An 18,446-nucleotide genomic window follows, 5' to 3' on the forward strand; every position below is an offset into this window, starting at 1 on the left:
TCTAAGGTAAAAAATCCTACTACGCCGAGTTAAAAATCGTCGGCGCAATCGCCCACCAACGCGGGAGTAATTGCTTGACCTTGCTCTCGCCAAACCGGTCATCGATCAACATCACTACCCCTTGGTCCTGTTGGGTGCGAATCACCCGCCCAGCGGCTTGCACCACTTTCTGCACACCCGGAAACAAGTACGTGTAGTCGTAGCCAGCGCCGAAAATCGCCGCCATGCGCAGCTTCAGTTGTTCGTTGACCGGGTTGAGTTGCGCCAGCCCCAAGGTGGCAATGAACGCGCCAATCAGCCGTGCGCCGGGCAAGTCGATACCTTCGCCAAACGCCCCACCCAGTACCGCGAAACCGACGCCCTGGCTCTCGGCGGTGAATTGGTCGAGAAACTGCTGACGCTGCTCCTCTGCCATCCCTCGGGATTGCGACCATAGATTGATCTGCGGATACCGCTCGGCCAGCAACTGTGCGACTTGCTGCAAGTAATCGAAACTGCTGAAGAACGCGAGGTAATTACCGGGGCGCTGGCTGAACTGTCGGGCGATCAGCTCGACAATCGGCTCCAGGGACGCCTGGCGATGCACGAAGCGGGTCGAGATCTGGTTGACGATGTGCACTTGCAATTGATCAGCGTGAAACGGCGATTCGACGTCGATACACACCGTGTTGGCCGGCGTGCCAAGCAAATCAGCATAATAGTGCCGAGGGCTGAGTGTCGCGGAAAACAGCACCGTGCTGCGCGCTGCCGTCAAGCGCGGACCAATAAAACCGGCAGGCACCACATTGCGCAGGCATAACTGCGACAGACTTTTCTTGCGGTCGAGGTCGCGTTTGCTGATATCGAACAGAAATTGCTCGTCGAAGAGTTCCGCTACCCGGCAAAACTGCAGCATGTCGAAGTAAAAGCTCTGTAGCGCACTGTCCAGCCCCTGCGGGTGATCGTTCAGGTAGTCGCCGATGCTGGCGCTGCATGATGACAACGCCTGGAGCAGTTTTTCCGGTGGTTTGTCATAGGCCTGATAGGCGCCCGGTTGCTGATTGTGCAGGGCGTTCCATTCGCGATTGACCCGTTGCAAGGGTTTTTTCAACGCTTCGGGGGCGGTTTTTCGTACGCCATTGAAGGACGATTGATCGAGGCTGGCGCTGTACATCTGACGGCCGCGCTCCACCAGATTGTGGGCTTCGTCCACCAGCGCCGCGACTTTCCAGTTATTCGCCTGGGCCAGGCCGAACAACAAGGCGCTGAAGTCGAAATAATAGTTGTAGTCGGCCACCACCACGTCTGCCCAGCGGGCCATTTCCTGGCTGAGGTAGTAAGGACAAACCGTGTGTTCCAGTGCGATCTGACGCAATGCACTCTGGTTTAACAGACTGACTTCGCTGGCAGCCTGACGCGCCGCCGGCAAGCGATCGTAGAAACCCTGGGCCAGCGGGCAGGATTCGCCGTGGCAAGCCTTGTCCGGATGTTCGCAGGCCTTGTCCCGGGCAATCATCTCCAGAACCCGCAACGGCGGCGCATCGGCGCTGTCGAGAATCACCTGTGCAGCGTCCAGTGCCAGTTTGCGTCCCGGGGTTTTCGCGGTAAGGAAAAACACCTTGTCCAGCTGCTGCGGCGCCAGGGCTTTGAGTATCGGAAACAAGGTGCCGACGGTCTTGCCAATCCCGGTCGGCGCCTGGGCCATCAGGCAACGACCGGTACTGACGGCCTTGAACACTGACTCGGCCAAATGACGTTGGCCCGGTCGAAAACCGGCATGGGGAAACGACAGTTGCTGCGCGGCCCGATTTCGCCCGTCGCGGTGAACCATTTCCTGCTCGGCCCAGTGCAGGAACCGTGCGCAATGCTCATCGAAAAACAACCGCAGATCCGTGGCCGTGAAACTCTCGACCAGGCAGGTTTCCTTTTCGCTGACGATGTCGAAGTACACCAGCGCCAGATTGATCTGCTCAAGTTCGAGTTTCTGGCACATTAACCAGCCGTAGACCTTCGCCTGAGCCCAGTGCAGTTGACGGTGGTTGGCCGGTTGCTTGTTCAAGTCGCCGCGGTAGGTTTTGACTTCTTCCAGGCGGTTTTGCCCGGGGTCATAGCCGTCCGCCCTGCCCTTCACGGTCAGGTTTTGGTGCTGACCTAGCAGCGCAACTTCACTTTGATAGCCCTCGCTGCGCCGGGACGCCACTGTGCGATGGCCGACGATGCCCTCCAGTGCGGTTGGCGACGGCGTAAAACGCAGGTCGAGGTCACCGACCTTGGCGGTGAATTCACACAGCGCCCGCACGGCAATGCTGTAGCTCAAGCGCTCTGCTCCGCCCATTGCACGTAACAAACAGCAATCGGCATCCGGTGTTCATGGCAGAACTCCAGCCAGCGCAGCTGGTTGTCCTGCAAGCGATCCCCCGGGCCTTTGACTTCGATCATGCGGTAGGTCTTTTGCTGCGGCCAGAACTGGATCAGGTCCGGCATGCCGGCGCGATTAGCCTTGATGTCCAGCAGCAGGCGGTTAAACCAGTGCTTGAGATGCGCGGCCGGCAGGCAATCTAGGGCTTGTTCGAGCAGCTCTTCGCTGAGCATGCCCCAGAACACGAATGGCGATTGAATGCCCCACTTTTGCGTGTAGCGTTCACGGATCGTCTGCTGATAGCGCCCGTCATCGAGTTCCGCGAGGCAAGCCTGAAACAAATCAGCCCTGCGGCTATGGAAATCCTCATTCAGCAAATCCACCGGACCGCGCTGGAACGGGTGAAAAAACGCACCCGGCAGCGGCGCGAAAATCGCCGGCCAGCACAGCAGACCGAACAGCGAGTTGATCAGGCCGTTTTCGACGTAGTGCACTGGCGCGGATTCTTCCGACAGGTGCGACTGCACGTAATACTCCACCGACATTACCGGGTCGGTCCTGGGCAGTTGCAGGTCCAGACGCAGCATTGCTTGCGGAGAACGACGCTTCATCGGCGGCCCGCCCAACTTGCGGCGTAACCTCGGCAACATCCTGAGCAACAGCTGTTGTTCGGCGGCGCTTTCGGGCGCTTGTTCCGCTCGGGCAGCCAGCTCCAGCGCCAACTCATATTCGCCACACCGCTCCAGCACGCGGATCAGCCGCAGGCGTGCGCCGGGATACGCGCAAATTCGGTACAGTGCCAATGCAGTAGAGAAATCCGCCATGCGTTCGCAATGCTGGGCCATCTGGAATAGCAGTTTGTCGCGACGCCGTTGTAGCCAGGGATTGCTCAATGTCAGTCCGTTGACCTGCTCAACAATGCCCGCCAGCGCCTCACCGGCTTCGAACAATTGTTGGCACTGGTGCAGAAACAGGCAGGCGTCGACGTCTTCACGGCTGCGCAAGCCTCGGGAGTCGGCACAGAACTCGACTTTTTCGTAGGTAAAAATGCCCAGGTCAGCCAGCACAAACTCGGACCAGTCCTGGTAAAGATTGCCGAAAAACATCAAGCGCAGTCGATCGCACACGCTCATGATGGTCAGGCTGAACAAGCGGTCATCCAGTGTCGGGCACCAGTCCCTGAAGCCCTTTATTTCAGGGAATTGCTCACTCAGTGCCGGCAGCCAATCGGTTTTTTTTCCCTTGGGATGATCAATGACACTGCCCAGACATTGAAGAATCTCAGCCTTGAGCAACACTTCGAACAGCGCCTCGATCGACAGTGGCAACTGCTCATCGATCCACCCCAGCGCCAGTAACGGCTCGGCAGCACGGGCGATATCACCGATCTCGGCGTAGTGCAATTTGCTGAGTCTGAAGTGAATTCCTTTGCGCATGACTATCCTGACCAGTAGCGCCCTGGATTCACGTGGCAACCGATTGCAGTCGGCAATGAATTGCTGCTCCTCGACGCTCAATACATCGGCATAGCGATGTTCAAGCCAATCAAGCACTTGCATGAAGTTGTTAAGGTAATAGAACGGATCGTCGAGCGGATTTGCAGTCACTGGAAAAAGGGCCATGGCAAGCGAGTACTGGTTATGCGTACAGATACCAGCATCACCCTGCCCGGTGCAAACGGAAAAGGATAAGCGGCGACGCTGTCAGGTAAATTTTCTGGCGCGTCGAACTTTATGCCGATCCGTTGCACCAATCGCGATAGAGATGCGGGAGCTCACAAAATCCGCACAAATTATTTACAGACAAGAGAGGTGATCATGAACATCAAGACTCTGGGTCTACCCTTGGCGGTAGCGGCGTTTCTGGCACTGACCGGTTGCTCGACGCCAACGGTTGTCACCCTGCAGAACGGCACCCAATATCTGACCAAGGACATGCCGAAAACCAAGACCAAGGATGGCTTCTACGAGTTCGAGGATATTTCCGGTGCGACGGTCAAGGTCAGGGCCGACGAAGTAGCCACGATTCGCCAGGAAGACTGAGGACCCGGCCAAATGAAAATGGTCGCGCCCCTTTTGGCCTCCCTCCTCGCCGCCAGTGCGTGTGCGATAACGAGTACCTGTGCCAGCGCTGGCACGTTTCCGACCATCCTCAATACCAGCTTCGACTGCGCCCGGGCTTCTGCATCCATCGAAAAACTCATCTGTCGCGATCCGCAGCTGAAGCGAATGGAGATCGAACTGACGCGCCTTTATCGCCTGGTACTCACGGATGATCATTCGGTACCGCGTCCGGATAAAGTCGAGGCGGAACAACGATTCTGGGTCCTTGAACGTAATGCCTGTGCCTCCGAAGCGGAGCCAAAAGCCTGTACGATCCGCAGCTATGCCGAGCGGGCGTTCCAGTTGCGCCAGGGTTCGGCCATTGCGCGGACCAAAGACCCCAGCAGAATGACCGAAGGCCCCGTAGCCTTTCGTTGTGAAAGGCTGAACGCATTAGTGGCTGCCACTTACTTCACGATTGAACCTGGTGTCGTGTATCTGAAATGGGCCAACGCTTCGGTGACCCTCAGCCAAGTGCCGAGCGATTATGCAACGCTCTACACGGGCAAGGACTCCAAGGGCAGCTACAGCTTCTCGCAAAACGGCGCCGATGTGCTTTTGCAGATACCCGGTTCCGGGACGCTGCGATGTACGGCCGAGCCGGTCGGCTGAAATCCTGCCACCGGCCCGGCGCTCATCACCGTCAGCTACCGGTGCGAATCTTGTTCCACACCCGGGTACGAATCCGGTCGATGTTCAGCGGCATCGCCTCCAGGGCGAACAATTTCCCCATCATTTCCGGGCTCGGGTAGACCTTGGTGTCGTTCTTGATGGCCGGGTCGATCAAGCTGTCAGCCTGCTCGTTACCATTGGCGTAATGCACGTAGTTCGTGATGCTGGCCATGACCTCGGGGCGCAGCAGGTAGTTCATGAAGGCGTAGCCGGCCTTTTCGTCCGGGGCATCGACCGGCATGGCAACCATGTCGAACCAGATGGCCGCGCCTTCCTTGGGAATCGCATAGCCGATGTCAATGCCGTTCTTGGCTTCCTTGGCGCGGTTTTCCGCTTGCAGGATGTCACCGGAGAAACCGACCGCCACGCAGATATCGCCATTGGCCAGGTCGCTGGTGTATTTGGACGAGTGGAAATAGCTGATGTAAGGCCGCACTTTCATCAGCAACGCTTCGGCCTTCTTGTAGTCTTCCGGGTTTTTACTGTGATGCGGCAAGCCTAGATAGTTCAGGGCGGCTGGCAGCAGTTCCGGGCCATTGTCGAGAATGGCCACGCCGCACTTCTGCAACTTTTCCATGTTCTCGGGCTTGAAGATCAAGTCCCAGGAGTCCACCGGCGCGTTGTCGCCCAACACTGCTTTGACCTTGGCGATGTTGTAGCCGATACCCGTACTGCCCCACAGGTACGGGAAGCCGTGTTCGTTACCCGGATCGTTGGTTTGCAAGGCCTTGAGCAGCACCGGGTTGAGGTTCTTCCAGTTCGGCAACTGGCTCTTGTCGAGTGTCTTCAGCGCCTTGCCTTCGATCTGCCGCGCCATGAAGTGGTTGGACGGGAACACCACGTCGTAGCCGGATTTGCCGGTCATCAACTTGCCATCAAGGGTTTCGTTGCTGTCGTACACGTCGTAAGTGAAGGCGATGCCAGTTTCTTTCTGGAAGTTCTTGGTGGTGTCGGGTGCGATGTAATCCGACCAGTTGTAGATCTTGACGTTTTCAGCCGCCTGACTGATTGAAGCGACCAGCATGAGCGGCGCAAGGGCCAGTGTCTTTCGGAGCATGAGTCGATTCCTGTGGTTTTTTATTGGAAAGCTGTTTGGCAGGCAATCAAAGGATCAGATTTCAAGTTTCAAAAAATCAAAACATAGGTCTTGCGCACGGTTTCCTGGATGTCCCAAATACCGAGGGTGTTGGCGGGCAACATCAGTGCGTCACCGGCTTCTATGTGCAGGGTTTCGCCGCCGCCATCCGGGGTGAACGTGCAGCGCCCCTGTATGAAGTGACAGAATTCCTGAGCAACGATCTGCCGCCGCCAACGACCGGGCGTGCATTCCCAGACACCGGTTTCGACGCCGTCATCGCGCTCGACGCTGGTGGTCGACGCCACGGCGACGGGTGTGCCCAGCGGCACGGCGACCGGGTTGGATTCTTCGAGTTTCAGGGTGGCAGTGTTTTTGAATTGAGTGATGCTCATGGGAGTACCTGTCGATCCAGCCTATAGATGAAGAACGTGTCGTTTAGTGCATGAAACCTTCCATGAACCCCGCGACCCCGCTGGCGAGTTTGCGCCGCCAGGGCGCGGTGGCCGGGTTGGCCAGGGTCTGGTCTTCGTGGACGAAGCTGCGGATGATCGCGTTGTAGCCGAGCCAGCGGCACGGCTCGGGCTCCCAGGCCCGGAGTGTGTCGAGCCCGCCCTGCGGGATGACCCAGGGTTGGTGAACCAGCTCGGTATCGCGTTCCAGGATCAGGTCGGCAAGGGTTCGCCCGCCGAGGTTACTGGCGCCGACGCCCTCCCCGCCGTACCCGCCGGACAAGGCGATGCCGCTGGCGCGGTCACACAGCATGTGCGGTTTGAATCGCCGCGACATGCCGAGGTTGCCGCCCCAGCCGTGAGTGATCTGTACATTCTTGAGTTGCGGGAAGAGTTCGCCGAACAGATAGCGCCGTAGTTCGACTTCGCTGTTGGTCAGGTCGAAGTCATGGCGCAGCTTGCCGGCAAACTGGTAGCCGCCCCGCGCGCCAAAGATCAAACGGTTGTCCGCCGTGCGTTGGCCGTAAGTGACCTGGCGGCTGCTTTCGCTGAACGCCTGGCCGCGACTCAGGCCGATCTCGTCCCAAGTGGCGGCGGACAGTGGTTCTGTAGCGACAATCAGGCTTTGCACCGGCAACTGATAACGCCCCAACGGCGGCAACGTGACCGAATAGCCTTCCACCGCGGGCACCACCCAGCGGCTGCGTACCGAGGCTTTTGCCGTGCGCAGGCTGCCCGACTGCCATTGAGTCACCGGGCTGTTTTCGTAGATCTTGACGCCCATGCGTTCGACCGTACGTGCCAGGCTGCGAACCAGTTTGGCCGGGTGCAGGGTCGCGACATGCGGCGCGTAAATGCCGCCATAGGGTTTGGCGATACGAATCTGTTGCGCCAACTGCTCACGAGTGAGCCAGCGGTAATCGTTTTCGTTGAGGCCCTGGCTGTAGAGCTTATCCAGATACTGTCGCAGGCCGGTTTCCTGCTCCGGATAACGCGCGGCGCAATAAAGCACCCCGCCTTTACGGAAGTCGCAGTCGATGCCTTCACGTTCGAGGACGATTTCCACTTCATCGGGAATACTGTGCAACAAGTCGTAGGAGGCCCGGCGTTGCTCCGGGGACAGCTGTGCCAGGAGCCGGTCCTCGCCCAGCAAATTACCCATCAACCAGCCACCATTGCGCCCCGAGGCGCCAAAACCGGCGGTTTGCGCCTCGATGATGGCAATGTTCAACCCGGGCGCCTGACGTTTGAGGTAATACGCGGTCCACAGCCCGGTATAACCGGCGCCGATGATCGCCACGTCGACATCCAGATCCTGCTCCAGCGCCGCACGCGCCTTCAGCGGCTCGTCGAGTTGGTCCATCCATAAACTGATAGTGCGCCACGCCGGCATATCTGACTCCGCCACTCAAACTTCGATGACGGTGATCCTAGTGCGTGGCCTCAGAGGCTGTCTTGCGCGCGTGCACGCAAAGAAATTTGTTTGGCGTAGGCCTTGGGTGACTGACCGGTGTGCTGGCGGAAACAACTGTAGAACGCCGACAGTGAATTGAACCCGGCCGCAAACGCCAACTCGTCAACGCGAACCGGTGGCGTGGCATTGTCCAGTGCGGCGAGCAGGTGTTGCAGGCGTGCCTGGTTGACGTAGCGGTAAAAGCTCTGGCCCAGCACCTGGTTGAGTAGATAGGAAATTTGATTGCGGCTGTACCCGCACTCCTTCGCCACCCGTTGCAGGTCGAGCTCAGGATCGAGGTACGGTTGCTGGCGTTGGAAGTATTGCTGGAGGTCTTCGGCCATGAAGCTCAACTGACGAGGCGACAAGCCGAGCCGGCTCTCGGCCGGACGCCGTTTGCTGGCGCTCTGGCTGGCCGGTTGTTCGCGCACCAGCGAGGCATATTCGTTGACGCGCCAGATCAAGCCATCGCGCACGGTAATCGCTTCACTGGAGCGAAACGACACCAGCCCATCGGTGCCGCGCAAGGTCATTTGGTATTGAATGAACGCCGTGTTGCCATCCAGACGGATGCGGTCCGAGTGCTCCAGCGCCTCATCGGGATTGCGCGGCATGCTGACGCGCACGTACTCACGCAGTTCATCCAGGCCCATCACTCGGTTCTGAAAAAAATCGTTGTACTGGACGTCGGGGTGATAGAGCGCCATGACGCCGTCCAGGTCCCGGTGCTTCCAGCACAGGTGATAGCGCATGACCGTCTCGCCCGTGGCCAGGGTTTGCAGCGGGCCATCATCATCGGTGCGCATAAAGGTCTCGGCGGAAAAAGCCCGAGCTTGCCGAAATTCTGCTGCAGCTTCAATGGCTGGGCGGACGCGGTTAATTGATTGAGAAATCCGGGCTTTCGTGACCTGTATCAAAAAAACACTAACAATCGCCAAACGGCCTGAAGAATCCACATTATTTTCACATCAGGGTGCTACTTTTAAAGACTGTCACCGGTTGAACCATTGAAGGTTCTTCCCTCCTACCATGAGCTAACGGAAGCGCTCGATGAAGAAGGCGGGCAACATATGAATAAAGGGTTCAGTAAGGTCACCTTTCCAAACGCCTGCCAGCTGATGCGCTGGCATTTTCATCCCATGGGTTTTGAGGCGAGCATGGACGCCCCAGGCAGCATGATTGCCCGTTTGTTTGATCGGGCCACTGGCGAGACCATGATCGCCATTGCCGGTATTCCTTGTGCCACGGTCATGAATGCCGCCGATGTAGAACGAATAATCGAAGCGGTGGAGGATGAGCTTGAAGCCTTCATTCCCCCGGTGGCGCTCAGGAGTTATGCCTGAAGGCCAAAAGTTAAAACGATGTCCGTTTTGCTAATGCCGATCAGTTTCGACTGATCGGCATTTTTCATTCAGCCATCGTTCGGTGTCAGGCAACTTGCAAACAACTGCTGAATCGGTTGCGTCCGCTGGCTATAGCGCTGCAGCAACACAATCTCCCGATAAAACGTCAAGTCGCCCAAGCGAATTACCCTGACCTTCGCCCCATGTTCAAGCCATAGCCCCGCTTCGGGCAGCAGGGAAATGCCCAAACCGCATTCGACCATTTTGACGATGGCCTCCAACTCATCCAGCTCCAGTGCAACGTGCACGTCGATCTGCTGTTCGCGCAGAAAACGCGTCACCAGCCGACCGCCGAAAGAGTTGCGGTCGTAGCGCACATGGGGATGCTCGGCGAGCAGATGTAACGGCTCATCACCTTCGAGATCCGCCGGCACGATCAGCACAAAGGGTTCGCGGCGTATCACCTGCGCCGAGAGTTCCTTGGGCAGCTCGAATGGCGGCTTGATCAGGATCGCCAGGTCGACTTCGCCGGTGTCCACCTGGCTCAATAAATTGAGCGACACACCGGGTACGAGTTTCGGCTCCAGCAGCGGCGCCTGCTGACGCAAACGCAACAATGCCTGGGGTAACAATCCGGTCTGAGCGGTCGCCACAGCGCCAATTTTCAACTCGCCACGGTATTCGCTGACATCGTCGCTAACGGCCATGCGACCGAAGGTTTCGAGGATTTCCCTGGCCATGGGCAGCGCACGCTGGCCCGCCGCATTGAGCAGCGCCTGACGTCCGGTGCGATCGAACAAGCGAATGCCGAGGCTGTGTTCCAGATTGCGAATCTGCGCACTGACCGCCGACTGCGTCAGGCCGATGTGCATGCCGGCCGCCGCGAACGTGCCGTAACGCGTCACCGCGATGAAGGTTTTCAGTTCTCGCAGCATGGCGACCTCGACTGATCGAAATAATTTGAGCTCGGCGCAAAAACTATCGTCTTTTCATCGAAAAGCACAGGGTTAAACTCAGCTTCAAATTCCCTGAAACCGAGGTACGCCCGATGCAACTCTCACCTTTTCACCTGGCCATCCCGGTTTATGACCTGGCCGCCGCGCGGCACTTTTATGGCAGCGTTTTTGGCCTGGAAGAAGGTCGCTCCAGCGAGCATTGGGTCGACTTCAACTTTTTTGGCCATCAACTGGTGATTCACCTCGCACCGAAGAATGCCTCGCAGGAAGCCGCCCACACCAATGCCGTAGACGGCCATGACGTACCGGTGCCGCATTTTGGTGTGGTGTTGGGGATGAAGGAATGGGAGGCGTTGGCCGAGCGATTGAAGTCGCTGGAAACTCGCTTCGTTATTGAGCCTGGGATTCGCTTTCAGGGATTGGTGGGTGAGCAGGCGACGATGTTCCTGTTCGATCCCTGCGGGAATGCGTTGGAGTTCAAGGCGTTCAAGGATATCGGGCAGTTGTTTGCCAAATAAGTGTTGTCTGCAAGGCCTCATCGCGGGCAAGCCAGCTCCCACAGGGTCGTGGTGTATTCGTCTCATATGCACGACTAGTCACTGTGGGAGCCGGCTTGCCCGCGATGGGGCAATTCCAGCCAATACACTTCTAGCCGCCCAACACCTTTTCCGCCTCAGCCAAGAACTCTTCAACCGAACCATGCGCTGTAGGGTCATGTTCGATCTGACCGATGCTGAACCTTATGTCATACCCGCGATGCGCCGTGGCATTTCGCTCATCTAGCATTTCCTCAAGCCGGGCCTTGATTGCGTTGGTGTCCACGGCACTGGAGCCGGTCAACAAGGCGACGAACGTGGCACCTTCAAGCCGCCCGATCACGTCGCTTTCCCTGAACCCGATCCGCAACACATCGGCAAAAACCTTGAGGGCGTTGTCGCCCTCAGCACGGCCAAACAGGTAGTTGATGCGCTTGAAGTCATCCAGGTTGAAAAACAGCAAGGTTGCCGGCCTCTCCAACTGCATGCAGGCCTCCAGCCCCGCTTGAGCCAACGCCAGAAAGCTGTGGCGGTTAGGCAGCAACGTGAGCTCATCCATGCTCGCCATTTGCACGCCTATCAGTTCTTGCTCTGCCTTGCGGGCGAGGTCGCGCAGGAGTTCCCGCTCCTGCTGTGGCGTCCGCATGGGGTCGGCGCGGACGCCGGGTTTGTGCGGTTTGCCTGAAATCAACATCACATACTCCTTTGGAGGGTATGTTTCTTAGAGTCCTCGATACCGGGTTTAACTCCGTGTTTACTGGCCGTTGGTCAGCTACCCGCCTGTCGGACACGGCCCTCCGGCGTCTGCCCAGAGTTTGAATTGGCTGACAAATATGTCGTGCGGCACTGGCACCGGAGCGCGATTGCCCCCCGGATTCCAGCCCCAGAGCACCAGTTTGTCCTCGCTGACATGCTTGATCAGCGCCGGGAAATCACGATCGCCGTTGCTGGCGCGGTCCTTGATCATGGTGCACAACCGGTCGGGGGGCAGACCGATCCAGGCCATTTTGTGCGCGGTCGGTGGAAGGCTCCAGTGCGGCGCCCCCGGCGGTGCCTTGGGATCGTAACTGACGGGCGGATTGGTCTCGGCGTGACAGGTGGCGCACGGCAAACCGGCCGCGCCCTTGCCGTCCATGCCACGCACGACGTTCATCGCGTGGGGTTTTCCGGCATCGAACTGCAACGGCGAATCGCCGGGGATGTGGCAGTTCTGGCAACGCGGGCTCTGGAAGACTTGCTGTACTGTCTCGAACGCCTTCAAGGCTTCGCGGTCATCGGCGAACAACTCGGTTGTGTAGATAAACAGGCAAACCAGCAGCACCCCGCCGAGCAACCAGTGATGTCGTCTCATTTCATACCCCCGACAGTTGCAGCGGCAGTTCCCGCAGGCGTTGCCCGGTGAGGGCGAACACGGCGTTGGCAACTGCCGGCGCCGTGGGCGGAACACCCGCCTCGCCGATGCCGCCCGGTTTTTCGCTGCTGGGCACAATGTGCACTTCCACCACCGGCATTTCGTTCAGACGCAGCACTTGATAGTCGTGGTAATTGGACTGCACCACCTGCCCGTCCTTGAAGGTCAGTTTGCTGTGCAAGGTGAAGCCGAGACCAAACGTGATGCACGATTCCATTTGCGCGGCGATGCTCTGCGGGTTGACCGCAATCCCGCAATCCACGGCACACACCACCCGATGCACACGAATCGCCAGGTTGTCCTGGGACACCTCGGCAACCTGCGCCACGTAACTGCCAAAGGATTCATGCACTGCCACGCCCAAGGCATGACCATCCGGCAGCGGCGCTTTCCAGTTGGCTTTTTCCACGGCCAGGTTCAGCACGCCGAGGTGGCGTGGGTGGTCCTTCAGCAACGTTCGTCGGTACTCCACCGGGTCCTTGCCCGCCGCCGTAGCCAGTTCATCGATCAACGATTCCATGACAAACCCGGTGTGGGTGTGCCCCACCGACCGCAGCCACAGCACCGTGATGCCGGTTTGCGGTGAATGCAGGTCAACCTGGTGGTTGGCCAGCCCTTCGAGGTAGGGACTGTCGGCCACGCCTTCGACGGACGTTTTATCGATGCCGTCCTTGACCATCGCCGCTTCCAGCATGGTCCCGGCCATGATCGATTGGCCGACCATCACATGTTTCCAGGCCGTGGGCAGGCCATCGGCACCCAGGCTAACCGTGGCATGGTGGAGGAACGCCGAGCGATAATAGCCGCCACGAATATCATCCTCCCGCGCCCAGACAGTTTTGACCGGCCCGCCTGCTGCCTTGGCGACGTGCACCGCTTCAGCGACAAAATCCGACGTCGGGTTGGCTCGCCTGCCAAAGCCGCCGCCGAGGAATTCGGTGTGAATCTCGACCTGCTCGGGTTTGAGCCCGGTGATTTTCCCGGCGACCATTTGGTCGAGGGTCTGGAATTGCGTCCCGGTCCAGATCTCGCATTTGTCCTGGGTGATGCTCACGGTGCAGTTGAGCGGCTCCATCGGTGCGTGGGCCAGGTAAGGCACGCTGTACTCGACGTCGATGGTTTTCGCCGCTTTGGCCAGTGCAGCCTTGGTATCGCCGGCCTGGCCGGCGGACATACCGGGCGTGGTCGCGAGTTTGCGGAAGCGCTCCAGCAGCTCCTGACTGTCGAGGCCGATATTCGGTCCCAGATCCCATTCGACCGTCAACGCATCACGACCCAACTTAGCCGCCCAGTAGTGATCGGCGATGACGGCCACGCCGGTCGGCACCTGCACCACCTTATGCACGCCGGGTATCGCCAGCGCCCCGGCACCTTCGAAAGATTTGACGCTACCGCCAAACACCGGCGAGCGAGCGACCATCGCCGTCATCAAGCCGTCGAACTGCACGTCCATGCCGAACTTCGCCCGCCCGGTGATTTTCTCCGGGGTGTCCAGGCGCTTGGTGGGTTTGCCGATGAGTTTCCAGTCCTTGGCCTCTTTCAGCTTGATCGTCGTTGGATCCGGCACCGGCAGTTTGCCGGCGTCATCGGCCAGCTCACCGTAGGTAGCGCGCTGGTCGCCAGCAATCACCACGCCGGATTCGGTGCGAATCTCGGCAGGCGCGACGTTGAAGCGCTTGGCGGCTGCCTCGATCAACATCAACCGCGCCGCCGCACCGGCCTGGCGATAACGGTCGAACTCCATCCAGGTCGACGTCGAGCCACCGGTAATCTGCATTCCGCCAAACCCGGCCAAGCCGTAATCCTTGGCCGAGGCCGGGGAATGCTCGACGCGAATTTTCGACCAGTCGGCGTCCAGTTCTTCGGCGATCAACATGGTCAGGCCAGTCCAGATGCCCTGACCCATTTCCGAATGCCCGAGCAACACGGTGACGCTGTTGTCATTGCCGATGCGCAGGAACGCATTCGGCGCAAACACATTGCCCTGATTTTCGGCGCCCATGGCAAAACGGTGGGCACCGGGAATGACAAATGCCACCACCAGTCCGCCGCCCAACACGGCGCTGCCCTTGAGGAAATTGCGACGTGTTAACCGATCGAGGCTTTTCATGACCATCAACCCAGCTCAGCGGCGCGTTTCACCGCAGCGCGAATTCTTGGGTAAGTGCCGCAGCGGCAAATGTTGCCGGATAGGGCCTGATCGATGTCGCTGTCGGTGGGTTGCGGGATCTTCGCCAACAACGCTGCTGCCGACATGATCTGCCCGGACTGGCAATAACCGCACTGGACGACATCAAGCTCGGCCCAGGCTTGCTGCACCGGGTGCGAGCCGTCGGTGGACAAGCCTTCGATGGTGAGGATTTTTTGCCCGTGGGCCACCGCCGTGGCCGGAGTGATGCAGGAGCGCAGCGGTGCGCCGTCGATGTGCACGGTACAGGCACCGCACTGGGCCATGCCGCAGCCGAACTTGGTTCCGGTGAGGTGCGCGACATCGCGCAGGACCCAAAGCAGCGGCATGTCCGCGGGGACATCCAGCTCCTGGTCCTGACCATTGATATTGAGGGTCAGCATTGCGAAATTCCTCAGACTCACGGTGTTCTGAAGGGGGCGTCGCTGTGACCATCAAGAGCCTACGCGCGCCTCGGGTTATCCCTACAGCTAAGCGCAATTTGACCGGCAGGCCGAGGCGTATCGACCACCGGTCGTGCAGATGTACACGCCGCATTTGTTTGTGTACGACATCGATCAACTGTAGGAGCTGCCGCAGGCTGCGATCTTTTGATCTTAAAAAAACAAAATCAAAAGATCGCAGCCTGCGGCAGCTCCTACAGGGATCACGTTGTTTCAGAACAATTCGTTGAATGTAATATCCGCGCTGTAGGGTGGCTAAGTCCGTGGCTTGATCAGAATCCCGGTATACCGCAACAGGAACAGCCCGAACGCCGCACACCAAAGCAACGCCGACAGTCCCAGCCCCCATCCGGAAAACGGCACCAGCAACACCCGCGACAGACCGGCCAGCAGCACCAGGGCAAACCCCACAACAATCGCTTTCGAAGGAAGCAACGGCCGACCGGTATGCCCAAGGCTGACCCGGGCAATCATCGCCAAAATCAGCCCGCCGATACCGCCCACCGCCAGCGCATGAGTGGCCAGACTTTGTTGCGGCATCAGGCCGGCGTGCCATAGCGCCATGGCAAATACCGCAACCACCAGCCACACATACGACAGATACAGCGACCACAGCAGCGGCGCGCCCCAGATACCGCGGTCATGCCAGCGCCACAGGCGCAGTAAATGCAAAGTGCCCATCAGTAAAAACAATGCCGCCAGCCAAATCCTCGGAATGTCATTCAAATCCAGGGCAAAGGTAAGCGCCGTCAACAACCCGCTCACCAGCAGGATTTTGGTCGGTAACGGATTGGCCGCAGGCTGTGCCGGACGATTCAGGCCGCGCAGGATGAAGAACGGAATCACTCGCCCACCAATCACACTCACCAGCGCGCCGACCAGCCACAAGGCCGCCAATACACCGCGCCGTTGCAGGCCGACATCATCAGTTGCGATCCCCCACACCGTCATGGCCTGACAGCCGGCCAGCAACATGACCATCAGCAGAATCGGATAGTTTTCACGCTTGCCAGCGGCCACCAGATCGCGCCCCAGCACCCAGGCCAGTAACGGCAAGAACGGTAGCTGTAACAGTAGCAACCAGGCAGGAGGAATCGGCAGTAGCCAGACCAGTCGCGCCAACAGCCAGACCAACACCAGCCCGATCAGCGGCCAACCGTTGAGCCCGGCCCTGCCAGTCCAGTTCGGCACTGCGGTCAGCAGAAACCCGCCGATGATCGCCGTGGCAAATCCGAACGGCATCTCGTGCCGGTGCCAGGCGAGCATACCGCCCAGCGGTTGCGCATCGGGCAACCGGCCGTACAACCAAAGGGCCCAGATCGCCACCGCCAGTGCGGCGAACGCAGCGCCCGCCAGAAAGAAGGGACGAAAGCCGAGACTGAAGACGGGAACGGCGGCCAGTTTACGCATCAGGCCAACGCCACGCGTTGAGGTTTGCTCAACCGATGCTGGGCCAGCAAACGCATGACATAGCCGATTTTCAGCAGGGTTGGCCCGACGATGGTCATGGCATGCAGCGTCACCTGTGCCAGGATCGACAGCTGACCGGCGTAGAGGTAGGCGCCGTAAATTCCGGCCAGCAGCATCGCCAGGCCAACGCCGAGCACGCGGCTCGACAGGTGCAGAACATTCTGAGGATTGCTGAAGAAATGGAACATTTTCCGTACTCCTGTAGCAGTTCAGTTGTACGTTGGATGTATCAAGTGTCGTGCCAATTATTTAAGCCCATTGAATCAGCCGTTTAGTGGCATACGCGTCAATACGACTCCTTCGCAGAAGAGTCGTATTGACTCGTAATCTAGTCATATCGACTGCAGTCACTACAAATTCCTTGCGCACTTGGCGATCTACGGCGCGGCCAGCCATCCGCAGGCTAGCTACGCTGATAGTCCAGCATGCAAAAACCTGCCAAGGAGACCCGCCATGCTTCACGTACAAAAACTCACACCCTGCCTGTGGTTCGACGGTCAGGCCGAAGAGGCTGCCAAGTTTTATTGCGCGATCTTCGACCATTCAAAAATCACCGCCATCACTCACTATGGCGAGGCTGGTAAAGAATTCCATGGTCGCGAAGTCGGTTCGGTCATGACGGTCAGTTTCGAACTCGACGGGCAGACGTTTACCGGCCTTAACGGTGGTCCGAACTTCATTTTCAACGAAGCGATCTCGTTCCAGGTCAACTGTCAGACCCAGGAAGAAGTCGACCACTTCTGGGGACGCCTGTCCGCCGGCGGACCGGTCGAAGCTCAACAGTGCGGCTGGCTCAAGGACAAATTTGGCGTGTCCTGGCAGATCGTGCCGATCGCCATGATGGAGATGATCAAGGACCCCGACACGGTAAAGTCCCAGCGCGCCATGCTAGCGATGATGCACATGAAAAAACTCGATATCGCTGAGTTGCAACGAGCCTTTAACGGCGAGAGCTAATACACTCGACGCTGATCTGCCAAGGACTGACCATGAAGCTCTCCAAGCCCAAGGACACCGACAAGGCCCCGCGTTTCTGGCGTGATGACGCCCTGCCCTTCATTGAAGCCCGGTCCATCGCCGACGGGCGCGAGGTCTGTTACACCCGGCATTCCCACGAGCACTTTTCCATTGGGGCGATTACCGCCGGGCGCAGTACTTATGTGCATGAGCAATCGCACTTCGAGGTCAGTACCGGCACCGTCGTGCTGATGAACCCCGGTGATGTCCACGCCTGCAATCCGATCGACGATCAGCCCTGGTCGTACCTGATGCTGTATGTGGACACCGCGTGGCTCACCGATTTGCAACATCAACTCGGGTTCAGCAATGACCTGGCGTTTCGCCGGTTCGCGGTCACCCATGTCGCGGATCGCGAACTGTTCGACGGCTTGAAGGATTTGTATGAGGTGCTGGTCGATCAGCAGCAGGACGTGTTGCGCAAGCACAGCGCAGCGGTGGAGTTTTTTACCGAGGTGCAGCTACGGTTGAATCCGATCGATCAACCGCTGCGCGAGCCGAACTTCAAACTGGAACGCGCGGCCGATTTCATCCGCGATCACTGCACGCAAATGCTCAAGCTCGAAGACATCTGCGAGGCGGCGCAACTGTCGCCGTCCTACCTGATCCGCGCGTTCAAGCAGCATTACGGCATGACGCCTCACGCCTTTTTGGTTAACCGGCGCATCCAGTTCGCTCAGGATCAACTGCGCAACGGCAAGCTGATCGCCGACGTGGCGCTGGAAGCGGGATTTGCCGATCAGGCGCATTTTCAACGAGCGTTCAAGCAGCACCTGGCGGCGACACCAGGACAATATCGCGGCTGACTCCGGAACGGTCCCCCCTGTGGCGAGGGAGCTTGCTCCCGCTCGGCGGCGTAGCCGTCGCAAAACCTGCCTGCAAGGTTTACCTGAATGAATGCCAAGGGCCGCTTCGCAGCCCAGCGGGAGCAAGCTCCCTCGCAAAAGTTTTCCACGATATCAAGAGCCACTGAGTGCCCGTGACTCGGCA

General features: G+C 58.8%; 19 protein-coding genes. 6 read left to right on the forward strand and 13 right to left on the reverse strand.

Annotated elements, in window-relative coordinates; all coding sequences use genetic code 11:
* Window positions 1-19: 19 nt before the first annotated feature.
* Both NL64_RS14815 and NL64_RS14820 read right to left on the reverse strand, forming a co-directional pair.
* The gene (locus tag NL64_RS14815; RefSeq protein WP_034148941.1) at window positions 20-2,296 is read right to left on the reverse strand and encodes an ATP-dependent DNA helicase; all 2,277 of its coding nucleotides are present in this window, start codon (window positions 2,294-2,296) and stop codon (window positions 20-22) included.
* Entirely contained in the window at window positions 2,293-3,960 is a 1,668-nt protein-coding gene (locus NL64_RS14820) for a VRR-NUC domain-containing protein (RefSeq protein ID WP_034148813.1), read from the reverse strand. Before NL64_RS14820 ends, NL64_RS14815 begins: the two co-directional genes overlap by 4 nt.
* 195 nt (window positions 3,961-4,155) lie before the next feature.
* Here NL64_RS14820 and NL64_RS14825 point away from each other — a divergent pair, with 195 nt between their 5' ends.
* Window positions 4,156-4,380 (forward strand): YgdI/YgdR family lipoprotein, encoded by a 225-nt coding sequence (locus NL64_RS14825; RefSeq protein WP_034148814.1) that lies wholly within the window; start codon window positions 4,156-4,158, stop codon window positions 4,378-4,380.
* Window positions 4,381-4,392: 12 nt separating this feature from the next.
* Complete coding sequence (locus NL64_RS14830) at window positions 4,393-5,052, forward strand: hypothetical protein (protein WP_034148815.1); 660 nt, start codon at window positions 4,393-4,395, stop codon at window positions 5,050-5,052.
* Between the two features lie 31 nt (window positions 5,053-5,083).
* Here the strand turns inward: NL64_RS14830 and NL64_RS14835 are convergent, their stop codons facing one another.
* The 4 genes from NL64_RS14835 to NL64_RS14850 form a co-directional block, all read right to left on the reverse strand.
* Window positions 5,084-6,169, reverse strand: a complete 1,086-nt coding sequence (locus tag NL64_RS14835; protein ID WP_034148816.1) for a polyamine ABC transporter substrate-binding protein — start codon at window positions 6,167-6,169, stop codon at window positions 5,084-5,086.
* 68 nt (window positions 6,170-6,237) lie between these two features.
* A complete protein-coding gene (locus NL64_RS14840; protein WP_034148817.1) occupies window positions 6,238-6,582 on the reverse strand; it encodes a cupin domain-containing protein in 345 nt (114 codons plus the stop codon).
* 43 nt (window positions 6,583-6,625) lie between these two features.
* On the reverse strand, window positions 6,626-8,032 hold the full coding sequence (locus tag NL64_RS14845; protein WP_034148818.1) for an NAD(P)/FAD-dependent oxidoreductase: 1,407 nt from the start codon (window positions 8,030-8,032) through the stop codon (window positions 6,626-6,628).
* 50 nt (window positions 8,033-8,082) lie between these two features.
* Window positions 8,083-8,898, reverse strand: a complete 816-nt coding sequence (locus NL64_RS14850) for a helix-turn-helix domain-containing protein (protein ID WP_034148819.1) — start codon at window positions 8,896-8,898, stop codon at window positions 8,083-8,085.
* Between the two features lie 264 nt (window positions 8,899-9,162).
* Here NL64_RS14850 and NL64_RS14855 point away from each other — a divergent pair, with 264 nt between their 5' ends.
* Entirely contained in the window at window positions 9,163-9,435 is a 273-nt protein-coding gene (locus NL64_RS14855; RefSeq protein ID WP_034148820.1) for a DUF1652 domain-containing protein, read from the forward strand.
* Between the two features lie 68 nt (window positions 9,436-9,503).
* On the opposite strand, the gene NL64_RS14860 is transcribed toward NL64_RS14855, so the two are convergent.
* Window positions 9,504-10,370, reverse strand: a complete 867-nt coding sequence (locus tag NL64_RS14860; protein ID WP_034148821.1) for a LysR family transcriptional regulator — start codon at window positions 10,368-10,370, stop codon at window positions 9,504-9,506.
* A 113-nt stretch (window positions 10,371-10,483) separates the two neighbouring features.
* Between NL64_RS14860 and NL64_RS14865 the strand changes: the two genes are divergently transcribed.
* Entirely contained in the window at window positions 10,484-10,909 is a 426-nt protein-coding gene (locus tag NL64_RS14865) for a VOC family protein (protein WP_034148822.1), read from the forward strand.
* A gap of 130 nt (window positions 10,910-11,039) precedes the next feature.
* Here NL64_RS14865 and NL64_RS14870 read toward each other — a convergent pair whose 3' ends face one another.
* The 6 genes from NL64_RS14870 to NL64_RS14895 form a co-directional block, all read right to left on the reverse strand.
* Window positions 11,040-11,621 (reverse strand): GGDEF domain-containing protein, encoded by a 582-nt coding sequence (locus tag NL64_RS14870; RefSeq protein WP_034148823.1) that lies wholly within the window; start codon window positions 11,619-11,621, stop codon window positions 11,040-11,042.
* Window positions 11,622-11,699: 78 nt separating this feature from the next.
* A complete protein-coding gene (locus NL64_RS14875; protein WP_034148824.1) occupies window positions 11,700-12,278 on the reverse strand; it encodes a hypothetical protein in 579 nt (192 codons plus the stop codon).
* Between the two features lies 1 nt (window position 12,279).
* Complete coding sequence (locus tag NL64_RS14880; protein ID WP_437176920.1) at window positions 12,280-14,454, reverse strand: molybdopterin cofactor-binding domain-containing protein; 2,175 nt, start codon at window positions 14,452-14,454, stop codon at window positions 12,280-12,282.
* The gene (locus NL64_RS14885) at window positions 14,454-14,909 is read right to left on the reverse strand and encodes a (2Fe-2S)-binding protein (protein ID WP_034148825.1); all 456 of its coding nucleotides are present in this window, start codon (window positions 14,907-14,909) and stop codon (window positions 14,454-14,456) included. The genes NL64_RS14880 and NL64_RS14885 overlap by 1 nt, the downstream gene beginning before the upstream one ends.
* A gap of 315 nt (window positions 14,910-15,224) precedes the next feature.
* Window positions 15,225-16,379: an NnrS family protein gene (locus NL64_RS14890; RefSeq protein WP_034148826.1), complete on the reverse strand. Its 1,155-nt coding sequence runs from the start codon at window positions 16,377-16,379 to the stop codon at window positions 15,225-15,227.
* Entirely contained in the window at window positions 16,379-16,627 is a 249-nt protein-coding gene (locus NL64_RS14895; RefSeq protein ID WP_034148827.1) for a hypothetical protein, read from the reverse strand. The genes NL64_RS14890 and NL64_RS14895 overlap by 1 nt, the downstream gene beginning before the upstream one ends.
* A gap of 265 nt (window positions 16,628-16,892) precedes the next feature.
* Between NL64_RS14895 and NL64_RS14900 the strand changes: the two genes are divergently transcribed.
* Window positions 16,893-17,396 (forward strand): VOC family protein, encoded by a 504-nt coding sequence (locus NL64_RS14900; protein WP_034148828.1) that lies wholly within the window; start codon window positions 16,893-16,895, stop codon window positions 17,394-17,396.
* A gap of 32 nt (window positions 17,397-17,428) precedes the next feature.
* A complete protein-coding gene (locus tag NL64_RS14905) occupies window positions 17,429-18,262 on the forward strand; it encodes an AraC family transcriptional regulator (RefSeq protein ID WP_034148829.1) in 834 nt (277 codons plus the stop codon).
* Window positions 18,263-18,446 lie beyond the last annotated feature (184 nt).

The organism is Pseudomonas fluorescens (assembly GCF_000802965.1).
Classification (GTDB): Bacteria; Pseudomonadota; Gammaproteobacteria; order Pseudomonadales; family Pseudomonadaceae; genus Aquipseudomonas; species Aquipseudomonas fluorescens_A.

Bases quoted from the DNA above. Each gene is read 5' to 3' on its own strand.
- NL64_RS14820 (WP_034148813.1), bottom strand. From the start codon at position 3,960: ATGGCCCTTTTTCCAGTGACTGCAAATCCGCTCGACGATCCGTTCTAT.
- NL64_RS14825 (WP_034148814.1), top strand. From the start codon at position 4,156: ATGAACATCAAGACTCTGGGTCTACCCTTGGCGGTAGCGGCGTTTCTG.
- NL64_RS14830 (WP_034148815.1), top strand. From the start codon at position 4,393: ATGAAAATGGTCGCGCCCCTTTTGGCCTCCCTCCTCGCCGCCAGTGCG.
- NL64_RS14835 (WP_034148816.1), bottom strand. From the start codon at position 6,169: ATGCTCCGAAAGACACTGGCCCTTGCGCCGCTCATGCTGGTCGCTTCA.
- NL64_RS14840 (WP_034148817.1), bottom strand. From the start codon at position 6,582: ATGAGCATCACTCAATTCAAAAACACTGCCACCCTGAAACTCGAAGAA.
- NL64_RS14845 (WP_034148818.1), bottom strand. From the start codon at position 8,032: ATGCCGGCGTGGCGCACTATCAGTTTATGGATGGACCAACTCGACGAG.
- NL64_RS14850 (WP_034148819.1), bottom strand. From the start codon at position 8,898: ATGCGCACCGATGATGATGGCCCGCTGCAAACCCTGGCCACGGGCGAG.
- NL64_RS14855 (WP_034148820.1), top strand. From the start codon at position 9,163: ATGAATAAAGGGTTCAGTAAGGTCACCTTTCCAAACGCCTGCCAGCTG.
- NL64_RS14860 (WP_034148821.1), bottom strand. From the start codon at position 10,370: ATGCTGCGAGAACTGAAAACCTTCATCGCGGTGACGCGTTACGGCACG.
- NL64_RS14865 (WP_034148822.1), top strand. From the start codon at position 10,484: ATGCAACTCTCACCTTTTCACCTGGCCATCCCGGTTTATGACCTGGCC.
- NL64_RS14870 (WP_034148823.1), bottom strand. From the start codon at position 11,621: ATGTTGATTTCAGGCAAACCGCACAAACCCGGCGTCCGCGCCGACCCC.
- NL64_RS14875 (WP_034148824.1), bottom strand. From the start codon at position 12,278: ATGAGACGACATCACTGGTTGCTCGGCGGGGTGCTGCTGGTTTGCCTG.
- NL64_RS14880 (WP_437176920.1), bottom strand. From the start codon at position 14,454: ATGGTCATGAAAAGCCTCGATCGGTTAACACGTCGCAATTTCCTCAAG.
- NL64_RS14885 (WP_034148825.1), bottom strand. From the start codon at position 14,909: ATGCTGACCCTCAATATCAATGGTCAGGACCAGGAGCTGGATGTCCCC.
- NL64_RS14890 (WP_034148826.1), bottom strand. From the start codon at position 16,379: ATGCGTAAACTGGCCGCCGTTCCCGTCTTCAGTCTCGGCTTTCGTCCC.
- NL64_RS14895 (WP_034148827.1), bottom strand. From the start codon at position 16,627: ATGTTCCATTTCTTCAGCAATCCTCAGAATGTTCTGCACCTGTCGAGC.
- NL64_RS14900 (WP_034148828.1), top strand. From the start codon at position 16,893: ATGCTTCACGTACAAAAACTCACACCCTGCCTGTGGTTCGACGGTCAG.
- NL64_RS14905 (WP_034148829.1), top strand. From the start codon at position 17,429: ATGAAGCTCTCCAAGCCCAAGGACACCGACAAGGCCCCGCGTTTCTGG.